General features: G+C 64.6%; 12 protein-coding genes. 10 read left to right on the forward strand and 2 right to left on the reverse strand.

Annotated elements, in window-relative coordinates; genetic code table 11:
- The first annotated feature begins 1 nt into the window (after window position 1).
- From EJ072_RS15480 to EJ072_RS15525, 10 genes are all read left to right on the forward strand, one after another.
- Entirely contained in the window at window positions 2-373 is a 372-nt protein-coding gene (locus tag EJ072_RS15480) for a cupin domain-containing protein (protein ID WP_126080451.1), read from the forward strand.
- Between the two features lie 3 nt (window positions 374-376).
- Complete coding sequence (locus EJ072_RS15485) at window positions 377-874, forward strand: DUF1579 family protein (protein WP_126080452.1); 498 nt, start codon at window positions 377-379, stop codon at window positions 872-874.
- A gap of 12 nt (window positions 875-886) precedes the next feature.
- Window positions 887-1,789 (forward strand): succinate--CoA ligase subunit alpha, encoded by a 903-nt coding sequence (sucD, locus tag EJ072_RS15490; RefSeq protein WP_126080453.1) that lies wholly within the window; start codon window positions 887-889, stop codon window positions 1,787-1,789.
- Between the two features lie 140 nt (window positions 1,790-1,929).
- Entirely contained in the window at window positions 1,930-4,917 is a 2,988-nt protein-coding gene (locus EJ072_RS15495) for a 2-oxoglutarate dehydrogenase E1 component (protein ID WP_126080454.1), read from the forward strand.
- A 44-nt stretch (window positions 4,918-4,961) separates the two neighbouring features.
- A complete protein-coding gene (odhB, locus tag EJ072_RS15500) occupies window positions 4,962-6,236 on the forward strand; it encodes a 2-oxoglutarate dehydrogenase complex dihydrolipoyllysine-residue succinyltransferase (protein ID WP_126080455.1) in 1,275 nt (424 codons plus the stop codon).
- Between the two features lie 11 nt (window positions 6,237-6,247).
- Window positions 6,248-6,829 carry a hypothetical protein gene (locus tag EJ072_RS15505; RefSeq protein ID WP_126080456.1) on the forward strand — a complete coding sequence of 194 codons (582 nt, stop codon included), beginning with the start codon at window positions 6,248-6,250 and terminating at the stop codon, window positions 6,827-6,829.
- Between the two features lie 62 nt (window positions 6,830-6,891).
- The gene (locus tag EJ072_RS15510; RefSeq protein WP_245467319.1) at window positions 6,892-7,350 is read left to right on the forward strand and encodes a hypothetical protein; all 459 of its coding nucleotides are present in this window, start codon (window positions 6,892-6,894) and stop codon (window positions 7,348-7,350) included.
- Window positions 7,347-8,102 carry an SDR family oxidoreductase gene (locus EJ072_RS15515; protein ID WP_126080458.1) on the forward strand — a complete coding sequence of 252 codons (756 nt, stop codon included), beginning with the start codon at window positions 7,347-7,349 and terminating at the stop codon, window positions 8,100-8,102. The genes EJ072_RS15510 and EJ072_RS15515 overlap by 4 nt, the downstream gene beginning before the upstream one ends.
- Window positions 8,103-8,125: 23 nt before the next feature.
- On the forward strand, window positions 8,126-9,532 hold the full coding sequence (gene lpdA / locus EJ072_RS15520; protein ID WP_126080459.1) for a dihydrolipoyl dehydrogenase: 1,407 nt from the start codon (window positions 8,126-8,128) through the stop codon (window positions 9,530-9,532).
- Window positions 9,533-9,706: 174 nt separating this feature from the next.
- A complete protein-coding gene (locus tag EJ072_RS15525; RefSeq protein ID WP_126080460.1) occupies window positions 9,707-11,365 on the forward strand; it encodes an acetolactate synthase large subunit in 1,659 nt (552 codons plus the stop codon).
- 616 nt (window positions 11,366-11,981) lie between these two features.
- On the opposite strand, the gene EJ072_RS15535 is transcribed toward EJ072_RS15525, so the two are convergent.
- On the reverse strand, window positions 11,982-13,046 hold the full coding sequence (locus EJ072_RS15535; protein WP_126080462.1) for a TraB/GumN family protein: 1,065 nt from the start codon (window positions 13,044-13,046) through the stop codon (window positions 11,982-11,984).
- A 303-nt stretch (window positions 13,047-13,349) separates the two neighbouring features.
- Complete coding sequence (locus tag EJ072_RS15540; protein WP_126080463.1) at window positions 13,350-14,288, reverse strand: tyrosine recombinase XerC; 939 nt, start codon at window positions 14,286-14,288, stop codon at window positions 13,350-13,352.
- Between the last annotated feature and the right edge of the window lie 51 nt (window positions 14,289-14,339).

The following is a 14,339-nucleotide window of genomic DNA, read 5'->3' on the forward strand; positions in this document are numbered from 1 at the left end:
GATGCCTCCGCGCAAGATAAATCTGGTCGAGGCGGCGGATCAAAAGATCGCCAAGGTCTTCGATCCGCATATCGCCGGCGACGTCAACGACGCCCAGGCCAAGGTCGCCAAGTTCGGCGAGGTCTTCGATTGGCACGCGCATGACAATGAGGACGAGGCCTTCCTCGTGCTGCGCGGCAGGATCGCCATCGATTTCCGCGACGGGCCGGTCGAGCTCGGCGAGGGCGACTTCATCGTCGTGCCGCGCGGCGTCGAACACCGGCCGCGCTCGCTGACGCCGGAGCCCGTGGTGCTGATGTTCGAGCCGGCGACGACTTTGAACACCGGCAACGCACGGAGCGACCTCACCGTCACCGATCTCAAGCGGCTGTGAGCCATGAACGCGTCGCCCTTCTCTTCCCTCTCGGATGGTCACCAACGCCTGCAGGCGCTGGTCGGCGCATGGCGCGGCGAGGAAGAAGTCGCGGCAACGCAATGGACCGATGCCGGCACGGCGACTGCGGAAGTTCAGGCCGAGGCTCAGTTCGGCGGCTTGTTCGTGGTGCAGCGCTATCGCCAGCGCCGCGACGGGACGATCTCGTTCGGCGCACATAATGTGTTCGGCTTCGACCAGCAGAACGGCCTCGTCACCATGCATCAGTTCGACTCGATGGGGTTCGTGCCGATGTCACCGGCCACGGGCACGTGGAACGACGGCGAATTGGCGCTGGAACGGTCGTCGCCGCGCGGCTCGGCTCGCGTGACCTACAATTTTGACGACATCGATACCTATCGCATGAAACTTCAGTTCAAGGCCACGAGCAGCAATGCTTGGGAAGACATGGTGAGCGGGCTCTACCGGCGCGTCTCGCCTTCCACGATCAACGGTTTTTAGAAAAGGGCCGCGATGTCCATTCTCGTCGACAAGAATACCAAGGTGCTGGTTCAGGGTCTGACCGGCAAGACCGGCACGTTCCACACCGAGCAGGCGCTGGCCTATCACGGCACCAAGATGGTGGGCGGCATCCACCCGAAGAAGGGGGGCGAGACCTGGACCGGCTCGAAGGGCGAAAGCCTGCCGATCTTCGCCACGGTGGCCGAGGGCAAGGCAAGGACCGGCGCCAACGCCTCGGTCATCTATGTGCCGCCGGCGGGCGCGGGCGAGGCCATCATCGAGGCGATCGAGGCAGAGATCCCGCTCATCGTCTGCATCACCGAAGGCATCCCGGTGATGGACATGGTCAAGGTCAAGGCGCGGCTCGACCGCTCCACTTCGCGGCTGATCGGCCCGAACTGCCCTGGAGTGCTGACGCCCGACGAGTGCAAGATCGGCATCATGCCCGGCAACATCTTCCGCAAGGGCTCGGTGGGCGTTGTTTCGCGCTCGGGAACACTTACCTATGAGGCAGTCTTCCAGACCACCAATGTCGGCCTCGGCCAGACAACGGCGGTTGGCATCGGCGGCGACCCGGTCAAGGGCACCGAATTCATTGATGTGCTGGAGATGTTCCTCGCCGACGACGAGACCAAGTCGATCATCATGATCGGCGAGATCGGCGGCTCGGCCGAGGAAGACGCCGCGCAGTTCCTCAAGGACGAAGCCAAGCGCGGCCGCAAGAAACCGATGGCGGGCTTCATCGCCGGGCGCACGGCGCCGGCCGGCCGCACCATGGGCCATGCGGGCGCGGTGATCTCGGGCGGCAAGGGCGGCGCGGAAGACAAGATCGCGGCGATGGAATCGGCCGGCATCAAGGTCTCACCGTCGCCGGCCAGGCTCGGCACGACGCTGGTCGAGGCGATCAAAGGTTAGGGCAGTAGGGGAGTAGGGCAGTAGGGGGATAGGACGAACGGGACGAGCGTGTCGACAGCTTGCTCGCCCTACTGCCTTACTCCCCTACTGCCCTACTCCCCTCCAAACTAAGGAGACGGAGCCAGGCTCCGCAGACGAAAATGGCAAGACAAGATCAGGCCAACGACCAATTCTCGCTCACCTCGTTCCTCTACGGCGGCAATGCCGACTATATCGACGCGCTCTACGCGGCCTATGAGGACAATCCGGCTTCGGTCGATCCGGAGTGGCAGGATTTCTTCTCGGCGCTGAAGGACGACGCGGGCGACGTCCGCAAGAACGCCAAGGGCGCCTCCTGGGCGAAGCCCTCCTGGCCGCTGACGGCCAATGGCGAGCTGGTCTCGGCGCTGGACGGCAATTGGGGCCTGGTTGAGAAGGCGATCGAAAAGAAGGTCAAGGACAAGGCGGTCGTCAACGGCGCCGTGCTTTCCGACGCCGACGTGCACCAGGCGACGCGCGATTCGGTGCGCGCCATCATGATGATCCGCGCCTACCGCATGCGCGGCCACCTGCACGCCAATCTTGATCCGCTCGGCATCGCCAAGCCGCTCGAGGACTATAACGAGCTGTCGCCGGAGAATTACGGTTTTACCGAAGCCGATTACGACCGGCCGATCTTCCTCGACAATGTGCTGGGCCTGGAATTCGGCACCATCCGGCAGATGTTGGACATCCTGACCCGCACCTATTGCTCGACCCTTGGCGTCGAGTTCATGCATATCTCCGACCCGGAAGAGAAGGCCTGGATCCAGGCGCGCATCGAAGGCGCCGACAAGGAGATCACCTTCACCGCCACCGGCAAGAAGGCGATCCTGTCCAAGCTGATCGAGGCCGAGGGCTTCGAGCAATATATCGACGTCAAGTACAAGGGCACCAAGCGGTTCGGCCTCGACGGCGGCGAGTCGCTGATCCCGGCGCTGGAGCAGATCGTCAAGCGCGGCGGTCAGCTCGGCCTCAAGGAAATCGTGCTCGGCATGGCGCATCGCGGCCGCCTCAATGTGCTTTCCCAGGTGATGGCCAAGCCCCACCGCGCCATCTTCCACGAATTCAAGGGCGGCTCGGCCGCGCCCGACGAGGTCGAAGGCTCAGGCGACGTGAAGTACCATCTCGGCGCCTCGTCGGACCGCGAGTTCGACGGCAACAAGGTGCATCTGTCGCTGACGGCCAATCCCTCGCATCTGGAAATCGTCGATCCGGTGGTGATGGGCAAGGCGCGCGCCAAGCAGGACCAGCTTTCCGGCCGCGAGCGTGGCGAGGTCGTGCCGCTGTCGGAGCGCGCCAAGGTGATGCCGCTGCTTTTGCATGGCGACGCCGCCTTCGCCGGCCAGGGCGTGATCGCCGAGATCCTCGGCCTGTCGGGGCTGCGCGGCCATCGCGTCGCCGGCACGCTGCACGTCATCATCAACAACCAGATCGGCTTCACCACCAATCCGCGCTTCTCGCGCTCCTCGCCCTATCCGTCGGATGTGGCCAAGATGATCGAGGCGCCGATCTTCCACGTCAATGGCGACGATCCGGAAGCCGTGGTGCACGCCGCGAAGGTGGCGACCGAGTTCCGCATGAAGTTCCACAAGCCGGTGGTCGTGGACATGTTCTGCTATCGCCGCTTCGGCCACAATGAGGGCGACGAGCCGGCCTTTACCCAACCGATCATGTATCGCAACATCCGCACCCACAAGACGGTGGTGCAGATCTATGCCGACCGGCTGATCGCGGAGGGCCACGTCACCCAGGCCGAGGTCGACAAGATGCGGGCCGACTGGCGCGCGCATCTGGAAGCCGAGTGGGAAGTCGGCCAGAGCTACAAGCCGAACAAGGCCGACTGGCTGGACGGCGCGTGGTCCGGCCTGCGCACTGCTGACAATCAGGATGAACAACGGCGCGGCAAGACCGCCGTGCCGGTGCGCACGCTGAAGGAGATCGGTAAGAAGCTGACCGAGGTGCCGAAGGATTTCGAGGCGCACAAGACGATCCTGCGCTTCCTCGAGAACCGCCGCCAGGCGATCGAGTCCGGCGAAGGCATCGACTGGTCGACGGCCGAGGCGCTGGCCTTCGGCGCCATCCTGCTCGACGGCAACCCGATCCGGCTTTCCGGCCAAGATTCGGAGCGCGGCACCTTCTCGCAGCGCCATTCGGTGCTCTACGACCAGCGCGACGAGACCCGCTACATCCCGCTCAACAACCTCTCGGCGGCGCAGGCCGGCTATGAGGTCATCAACTCGATGCTGTCGGAAGAGGCGGTGCTGGGCTTCGAATATGGCTACAGCCTGGCGGAGCCGAAGGCGCTGACGCTCTGGGAGGCGCAGTTCGGCGATTTCGCCAACGGCGCCCAGGTGGTGTTCGACCAGTTCATCTCGTCGGGCGAGCGCAAATGGCTGCGCATGTCTGGCCTCGTCTGCCTGTTGCCGCATGGCTATGAGGGCCAGGGGCCGGAGCACTCGTCGGCGCGGCTGGAGCGCTTCCTGCAGCTCTGCGCGGAAGACAACATGCAGGTCGCGAACGTCACCACGCCGGCTAATTATTTCCACATCCTGCGCCGGCAGTTGAAGCGCGACTTCCGCAAGCCGCTGATCCTGATGACGCCGAAGTCGCTGCTGCGCCACAAGCGGGCGGTGTCGACGCTGTCGGAGATTTCGGGCGAGAGCTCGTTCCACCGGCTGCTGTGGGACGATGCGCAGCTCTTGGCCGACCAGTCGATCAAGCTGGTCAAGGACTCCAAGATCCGCCGCGTCGTGCTGTGCTCGGGCAAGGTCTATTACGACCTCTATGAGGAGCGCGAGAAGCGCGGCATCAACGACATTTATCTGCTGCGCGTCGAACAGCTCTATCCGTTCCCGGCCAAGGCGCTGATCACCGAGCTGTCGCGTTTCCGCAATGCCGAGATGGTGTGGTGCCAGGAGGAGCCCAAGAATATGGGCGCCTGGTCGTTCATCGATCCCTATCTCGAATGGGTGCTGGCGCATATCGACGCCAAGCATCAGCGGGTGCGCTACACCGGGCGGCCGGCCTCGGCCTCGCCGGCAACCGGCCTGATGTCGAAGCATCTCAGCCAGCTCGCCGCGCTGCTCGACGACGCTCTCGGCGAATAACCGCACGAAACAGACCTCAAAAGACAAGAGAACGGACAGGCACAATGGCTACCGAAATCCGCGTCCCCACTCTGGGTGAATCCGTCACCGAGGCGACCGTTGGCAAGTGGTTCAAGAAGGTCGGCGACGCGATCGCCGCCGATGAGCCCCTGGTCGAGCTCGAAACCGACAAGGTGACGGTGGAAGTGCCTGCAGCGGGCGCCGGAACGCTGGCCGAGATCACCGTCAAGGAAGGCGAGACGGTCAATGTCGGCGCGCTGCTCGGCTCGATTTCGGCGGGCGGCGGTGCCCCGGCCACGAAGCCGCAGGCAGTGGCGCAGGCTTCCAGCCCGGATGCCGCGTCTTCGGTCAAGCAGGCCGCGGCCGAGACCGCCAAGATCGCTGGCGACAACGGTCCGATCGAGCCGCGCACCATGCCGCCGGCGCCGGCCGCGGCCAAGCTGATCGCGGAGCACAATCTCTCGGTCGACCAGCTGTCCGGCTCGGGCAAGCGCGGCCAGGTGCTGAAGGGCGACGTGCTCGATGCCATCGCCAAGGGCGCGCCGTCCCAGCCGGCCGAGACGCCGAAGGCGGCACCTGCGCCGGTCGTTGCCCGCGCGCCATCCTCGGCCGAGGATGCGCCGCGCGAGGAGCGCGTGCGCATGACCAAGCTGCGCCAGACCATTGCGCGCCGCTTGAAAGAAGCGCAGTCGACCGCAGCCATGCTCACCACCTTCAACGAGGTGGATATGAGCGCGGTGATGGCGCTGCGGGCCAAATACAAGGACGTGTTCGAGAAGAAGCACGGCGTGAAGCTCGGCTTCATGGGCTTCTTCACCAAGGCGGTGACGCATGCGCTGAAGGAAATCCCGGCGGTCAATGCCGAGATCGACGGCACCGACATCATCTACAAGAACTTCGCCCATGTCGGCGTCGCCGTCGGCACGGACAAGGGCCTGGTGGTGCCGGTGGTGCGCGACGCCGACCAGATGTCCATCGCCGAGATCGAGAAGGAGATCGGCCGGCTGGGTCTCGCCGCGCGCGACGGCAAGCTTTCGGTCGCGGACATGCAGGGCGGCACCTTCACCATCTCCAATGGCGGCGTCTACGGCTCGCTGATGTCGACGCCGATCCTCAATGCGCCGCAATCGGGCATTCTCGGCATGCACAAGATTCAGGATCGGCCGATGGTGGTCGGCGGCCAGATCGTCATCCGCCCGATGATGTATCTGGCGCTCAGCTACGATCACCGCATCGTCGACGGCAAGGAAGCGGTGACCTTCCTGGTGCGCGTCAAGGAAAGCCTGGAGGATCCCGAGCGGCTGGTGCTCGATCTCTAAGGTTTGGCGCTGTGGCTGAAACGGTCGAGCCGATCGATCTGTTCGAGCTTGTGATGACAGGCCGAGCAGGACCTGTCGAACTCGGCAAAAGCAGCCGTGAAACGGTCCGAGGCTTGATCGATCCGGAGTATGTGCGGGCGGACAATCACTATCGCCACGAGGACACCGAGTCGGCCTGGTGCATCTTTGGTCGCAATTGCGAGTTTTTCTTCAGCCCCGATTTTCGTCTGAGATCGATTAGCGTCGAGCCCGTCTTCGGGAGATTGCAGCCCGGTGGAATGATGGCGACTTGGTACGGCGATCTCAACGTCGATGTGGGCCGGCATCCCGTGACGTTCGCAGGCACCAGCCCGATAGCCATACATACCTTGCCCAAGGCATTGCAGTTCCTGAACGAGGGCGACTTCAAATGGGCAATCGGTGGCGGCAGCGAGCGCGACGTCTATATTAAGCTGGCGGAGAGTTCTCGCGTCCTGACCCTCAAGTATGAGGTAAACGCAATACCGGTCGGCGGGAAGAACAGTGTTGCGTTTGAGATAGACTATTTTCTTACGACGATTGTTATCCTCGATCAAGCTGTTCAGGGCGGATAGCAATGAGGATCCGCTCCCTCTTGACCGAAAGTCTTTCGACCGCGTCAATAGTGGCAGGCCTGATGATGGTTCCGTCCGCCGCCCAGGCCGCCTGCCCGATCCAGCTCGCCGTCTATGGCGAAGCGCAGAGCGGCGCCGAGATCGATTTCACCCCGGCTGGCAGCTCGGCGACGATCACCAATGCCTTCCGCATGATCCTCGACAACAATGTCGTGCTCGACGGCATCGCGATGTGGACCGAGGGATCGGCCGCGCGGCCGCATGGTTCGCTTATGTACAAATGCCCGACGGGCGACGTCACTGGCGAGGAGCTCGCCGCCTGCACCGTGTGGGAAGGCGTCATCTACAGCGCCGACGAGAAGGGCGGCGTCGGCCTGCTGCCGGCGGAGGGCGTCGACGCGCCGAAGACCCTGATCTTCCCCGATCTCGGGCCGTCGCTCGAAATGTCGGCCGCCTATGGCCCCGCCGGCTTCTCCAAGGTGCCGTGGGACATCTTCGTGCTGAAAGGCTGCCAGGAATGAGTGCCGAGAAAAAGACGCTGCTGGTCACCGGTGGCAGCCGCGGCATCGGCGCGGCCATCTGCCGGCAGGCGAACCGGGCCGGTTATCGCGTGGCGGTCAACTACGTCTCCAACCAGGTCGCGGTGGACGCGCTGGTCGCCGAGCTCAGGGCCGCGGGTGGAGATGCCTTCGCAGTGAAGGGCGATGTCGGCAACGAAGCCGATGTCATCGGGATGTTCGAAGCGATGGACCGGGCCTTCGGCCGGCTCGACGCTTTCGTCAACAATGCCGGCATCGTCGACGTCAAGGCGCGGGTCGACGAGATGAGTGTCGAGCGGCTGGAGCGCATGATGCGCATCAACGTCGTCGGCTCGTTCCTGTGCGCCCGCGAGGCGGTGAAGCGCATGTCGACGCGGCATGGCGGCAAGGGTGGCGCCATCGTCAACATCTCCTCCGCTGCCGCCCGGCTGGGCTCGCCCGGCGAATATGTCGACTACGCCGCCTCCAAGGGCGCGATCGACACCATGACCATGGGGCTCGCGCGTGAAGTCGCGCTGGAAGGTGTCCGCGTCAATGCGGTCAGCCCCGGAATCACCGAGACCGAAATCCATGCTTCCGGCGGCCAGCCGGACCGCGTGGCGCGGATGCAGGATATGCTGCCGATGAGACGCGCCGGCACGGCGGACGAAGTCGCCAGCGCGGTTCTCTATCTTCTGTCGGACGCGGCCTCCTATACAACGGGCGCGATCCTCAATGTGAGCGGCGGCCGATAGGCGCCAAAGCAAAGGACAAGACCATGGCTTATGACGTCGTAATCATCGGATCGGGACCGGGCGGCTATGTCTGTGCCATCAAGGCGGCGCAGCTCGGGCTGAAGACGGCGGTGGTCGAGAAGAACGCCACCTTCGGCGGCACCTGCCTCAACATCGGCTGCATCCCGTCGAAGGCGCTGCTCCACGCCTCCGAGATGTTCGCCGAGGCTGGCCATGCCTTCGATACGCTGGGCGTCGAGATACCGGCACCGAAGCTCAATCTGAAGAAGATGATGGCGCATAAGGACACGACGGTGGCGTCAAACGTCAACGGCGTAGCCTTCCTGTTCAAGAAGAACAAGATCGATAGCTTCCGCGGCACCGGCAAGGTGATTTCGGCCGGCAAGGTTTCGGTGACCGGCGAGGACGGCAAGGTCGAGGAGATCGAGACCCGGAATGTCGTCATCGCCACAGGCTCGGATGTCGCCGGCATTCCGGGCGTCAAGGTCGATTTCGACGAGAAGGTGATCGTGTCCTCTACCGGCGCGCTGTCGCTGGCCAAGGTGCCGGAGCGTCTCGTGGTGGTCGGCGGCGGTGTCATCGGGCTGGAGCTCGGCTCGGTGTGGGCAAGGCTCGGCGCCAAGGTCACGGTGGTCGAGTTCCTGGACAACATCCTGGGCGGTATGGACGGTGAGGTATCGAAGCAGTTCCAGCGGCTGCTCACCAAGCAGGGCTTCGAGTTCAAGCTCGGCGCCAAGGTCACGGGTGTGGCCAAGGCCAAGAAGGGCGCGACCGTGACCTTCGAGCCGGTCAAGGGCGGTGCCACTGAGACGATCGAGGCGGATGTGGTGCTGGTCGCCACCGGACGCCGGCCCTATGCCGACAGCCTCGGGCTGCAGGAGGCCGGCGTCGAGCTAGACGAGCGCGGCAGGGTCAAGACCGACGCGCATCTCAGGACCAACGTGCCCGGCATCTATGCCATCGGCGACGTCATCGCCGGACCGATGCTGGCGCACAAGGCCGAGGACGAGGGCGTCGCCGTCGCCGAGACCATCGCCGGCCAGGCCGGGCATGTGAACTACGACGTCATCCCAAGCGTCGTCTACACCAGTCCGGAGATCGCCTCCGTCGGCAAGACCGAGGAGGAGCTGAAGAAGGCCGGCATCGACTACAAGGCCGGCAAATTCCCGTTCAGCGCCAATGGCCGCGCGCGCGCCATGCTGCACACCGACGGCTTCGTCAAGATCCTGGCCGACAAGGTGAGCGAGCGCGTGCTCGGTGTCCATATCGTCGGCTTCGGCGCCGGCGAGATGATCCACGAGGCGGCGGTGCTGATGGAGTTCGGCGGCTCGTCGGAGGACCTCGCCCGCACCTGCCACGCGCATCCGACGATGTCGGAAGCGGTGAAGGAAGCGGCGCTGGCGACCTTCTTCAAGCCTATTCATATCTAGATCCCGAACCGAAGCGCGATGCGCGTCAGCGTTCGGCATGGCTCGTCTCGCAAGGTTCGCTTGAGCAATTCCAGGAAAAGTGTGAGCGGTATTCCGTCCGGAATTGCGTAAAAACAAAGAGATAGAGCGGTTCGCCGTTTCTATGAAACGGTGAAACGCTCCAGGAGATACCTCGTGTCCAAAGGCTCCGATCTGCTTGTTGCCGCCCTCGAGAATGAAGGCGTGGACCGCATCTTCGGCATACCGGGCGAAGAGAACCTCGACGTCGTCGAATCCATTCGCAAATCCTCGATCGAGCTTATCCTGACCCGCCATGAGCAAGCGGCCGCGTTCATGGCCGCCACCCACGGCCGGCTCACCGGCAGGCCCGGCGTCTGCATCACCACGCTTGGCCCGGGCGCCTTGAACCTGACCACAGGCGCGGCCTACGCGCTGCTCGGGGCCATGCCGATGGTCATGATCACCGGACAAAAGGGCGTCAGGTCGTCCAGGCAGGCCCGGTTCCAGATCGTCGACGTCGTCGCGGCGATGAAACCCCTGACCAAGCTTTCGCGTCAGATCGTTTCGCCCAGGATGATCCCGGGCGTGGTGCGCGAGGCTTTCCGGGTGGCCGGCGAGGAGCGGCCGGGACCGGTGCATCTGGAGCTGCCGGAAGACATCGCCGCCGAGGAATGCGACGCGGTGGCACCGATTCCGCCGCACCCGGTCGAGCTGCCGCTGGCGAGCCCGCTTGCGCTCGACCGCGCCGCGCGTATGATCATCGAGGCCGAGCGGCCGCTGGCGATGATGGGCGCCGCCGCCTCGCGGCCGCGCTCGACCTCGGACCTCGCCCAGTTCGTCCTGCGGACCGGCATTCCCTATTTCACCACCCAGATGGGCAAGGGCACGGTGCCGGGTGGGACCGAGCTCTATATGGGCACAGCCGCCCTGTCCGAGCGCGACTATGTGCATGAGGCGATCGAGCGGGCGGATCTCATCATCACGATCGGCCACGACACGGTCGAGAAGCCACCCTTCATCATGGGCGCCGACGGTCCCAAGGTCATTCATGTCGGCTACCAGCCGGCCACTGTCGAGCAGGTCTATTTCCCGCAAACCGAGGTGATCGGCGATATCGGCGCGTCGCTCAGGCTGCTGGCCGACCGCCTGGAAGGCAACATTCCCAACGCACAGGCACTGCTGCCGCTGCGCGAGGGGATATTGAACCGCATCGCGGCGCGCGACAGCGAGGACCGCTTCACGCCGCAGCGCCTGGTGCACGACGTGCGCGCGGTGATGCCGGCCGACGGCATCCTGGCGCTCGACAACGGCATGTACAAGATCTGGTTCGCGCGCAACTACCGCACGCGCGTCGCCAACACGCTGCTGCTCGACAATGCGTTGGCCACGATGGGTGCCGGCCTGCCGTCGGCGATGATGGCGGCGATGCTTTTTCCAGAACGCCGCGTCATGGCGATTTGCGGCGATGGTGGCTTCATGATGAACAGCCAGGAGCTGGAAACCGCCGTCAGGCTGAAGCTCAACCTCGTGGTCCTGATCATTGAGGACCATGCCTACGGCATGATCCGCTGGAAGCAGGCGGTCGACGACTTTCCCGATTTCGGCATGACCTTCGCGAATCCCGATTTCGTCCGCTATGCCGAAGCCTATGGCGCCAAGGGCACCAGGGTAGGCGCCATTGCCGAGCTGAGACCGGCCCTTGAGCAGGCCTTCGCCGCGGGCGGCGTCAATCTCGTCGTCGTTCCGATCGACTATTCGGAGAATGAGCGGGTCCTGGTCGAAGAGCTGCGCCATCGGCTGCCCTGGCCGGCCAGTCCCATGTCGGATGATTAGACTGGAATGACGATCGCGATGGGCGTTTCGGCCAATCTCCAAGGCATGCCACCTGCCAATGCAAACGGAGCCGACCGGCCAAGATCTCTGCGGAGTGCTACTTGAGCATTTTCCGAAGCTGGAGACAGCGACATAAACAAGCGGCCCGCCTTTCGGCGGGCCGTTCGTTTTCAAGCTGCAGCCTGATTACTGAGCTGGTGCCGGCGCTGGCGCTGGCGCAGGGGCCGGGGCGGGTGCAGGAGCCGGGGCTGGCGCGGGTGCCGGCTCTGGAGCCGGAGCAGGCGTCGCAGGCGCGGGGGCCGGCGTGCTGGCGGCCGGCGGCTCAGCCGGGGCCGGGGCTTGCTCGCCGCCGCTTCTGCCAAAGACATAATACGCAACAATGGCCAGGATAATGACAACAAGGGCGATCAGCCACCCGCTGCCGCCGCCACCGGACCTGGGAGGCGGGCTCGAAGGGGTGAAGGGGTCGTTAGGGTTCGCCATGAAACGTGTCCTCCTTGGATGAAAGTCATCAAAATAACAGCCATCAACGCGTTGATCCCGCATCGGGTTTCACGCAAACGGACGGAAAGCGCTGAAAAACCGGCGTTTTCAGGTCCGCCAGCCGCCAGACGACTCAGTTGACGGCGGTAACACTATACCCTGCCTTGCGAAAATCCTCGACCAGTCCTTCCGGGCCGGGCAGATGCATGGCGCCGACGGCCATGAAGACGTTGCCCTTGGCCAGAATCGGCATCGCATTCGCGGCCATCACCTTGTTGCGGCTGGTGATCATGGTCTGCTCGAAGGCGGCATAGCCGGCCTGGTCATCGGCGGTCTCGGGCAGCACCGCCTTGAACAGCGGCCAGAACATGCCGACCTCGCCGCGCTGGTAGAGCACGATCATCGTTTCGTTGACGTCGTTCACCTTGTCGCCGAGCTTCATCGTCTCGACCAGGCTCTTCATGTGGAATTCCAGCGGCAGCGAAGCCATCGCGCGCAGCTGGCCAACGGCGGTCTCGAGCCCTTCGACGTCCTTGCCCGAGGCCTTGGCGTCCGAAGCTAGCTTGACGTCCAGCACGGGTTCGCCGGCGGACTGGCGCGCCACCTCGCAGGCCGGCAGCGCCATCATCGCCGACAGGATCCACGGCTTCATCTTGGCGACCGTCGCCGGCGGGATGCCGCGGGCGTCGAGCCCCTTGTTCAGCGCCGCCGCATCGTCCGGCGACAGCAGCGACGACAAGGTGGTGTTGTCGGTGAACATCATCAGGCCGGGTTCGCTGGCCATTGCGGCCATCATCTTGGCCCTGTCCATGGCATCGGTGGTTTCGATGATGACGGTGCCGGCGCCGTCATAGGCTTTCTGCGCGGCGGCCGGCAACGTGGTGACGCGCGTGTCGGTCATGTGCATGGTGCCGAACAGATAGGACGGTTTCTCGCCCGGCTTCTCCAGCTTCCACAACAGGCCCTTGCCGTTCGGAACGGCTGCCGCTTCGGTCTCGACCTTCTTGAAGGCGGCTGGATCGCTCTTCTCCAGCGCGGTCAAGAGATCGGTGCCGGCGCAATTCGGCGCCTCTGCATGCGCCCGGCTTGCGAGCAGCAGAACGAAGATGAAAGACAGGAAAAACAGCAGGTTGAGCGCCGCAAGCAGCTTCAACGAGACAAGGGCCGCGCGGTCGGCAATGGCGATGACGCGTTTCATGGGAAGGGTCTTAGCGCTGAAAAGCGGCAAAACGGTTAATCGGCGCGGTGAAATTGTTCGAGGTGCGTTGTCGGATGGAATGCCCTTGGTGGTTAGCGGAAACGTCCATCGGGTCGTCATCCACGGGCGGAGCAAGGAGCGAAGCGACGCGCGCAGACCCGAGGATCCATTCCGTGACCTCAACGCGTTGCGACGGTGCAGAATTCTGCTCCGCTGAGCCCCAGTTTCGACGTCACGGCATGGATCCTCGGGTCTGCGCTCCGCTTCGCGTCGCTCCGCCCGTGGATGACGAAGTCAGGGGGCTCAGGCGCGGGGATGCGCCTTCTCGTAGATGTCGAGCAGCCTCGCGGTGTCGACGCCGGTGTAGATCTGGGTCGTCGACAGGCTGGCGTGGCCGAGCAGCTCCTGGATCGTGCGCAGGTCGCCGCCGCGGCCGAGCAGGTGAGTGGCGAAGGAGTGGCGCAGGGCATGCGGCGTCGCGGTGTCGGGCAGGTTCAGCGCCGAGCGCAGCTTCGCCATCTCGCGCTGGATGATGGCCGGGTTGAGCGGGCCGCCGCGGGCGCCGCGGAACAAAAGGCCGTCGGGACCGATGTGGAAGGGGCAGAGCCGGCGGTATTCCGCCACCGCATCGCGGGCCACCGGCAGCACCGGCACCAGCCGCGTCTTGCCGCCCTTGCCGGTGACGCGCAGCACGGTGTCGGCTTCCGTCGCCAGATCGGCGCCGGTCAACCCCAGCGCTTCCGAAATGCGCAGGCCGGAGCCATAGAGCAGCGTCAGCACGGCGGCATTGCGGGCGGCGATCCAGGGTTCTTCCGCGAGCTGGCCTTCCATCGACACGACCTTTCTGGCGTCGCTTGCCGCCAGCGGCTTGGGCAGCGATTTCGGCTGGCGCGGCGCGCGCAGAGCGATGGCACCCGCAGCGTTGACGAGGCCGCGTTTTTCGAGAAAGCGCAGCAGGGAGCGGATGCCGGCAAGGCCGCGCCCCAGCGTGCGGGCGCCGGCGCCGTCATTGCGGCGCTTGGCGAGGAAGCCGCGCAGATCGGCGGGACGCAGGTCGGCGATGTCGGAAATGCCGGGCGGGCCGCCGCGATGTCCGGTCAGGAAATGCAGGAACTGGCGCGTGTCGCGTTCATAGGCCTCGACCGTCTCCGGCGACAGCCGGCGCTCATGCGCCAGTGTCTTCAGCCAGGTCTCGCGCGCCGCCTGGAGATCGGGTTTTGCCGGGATGAGGAATTCCTGCATGGCGCCATTGTCGGGTGTCGAGGTTAGGAAGCGGTGAAGAGGCCGTCATTG

It is taken from the genome of Mesorhizobium sp. M2A.F.Ca.ET.046.03.2.1 (genome assembly GCF_003952425.1).
In the GTDB taxonomy this organism is placed as follows: Bacteria; Pseudomonadota; Alphaproteobacteria; order Rhizobiales; family Rhizobiaceae; genus Mesorhizobium.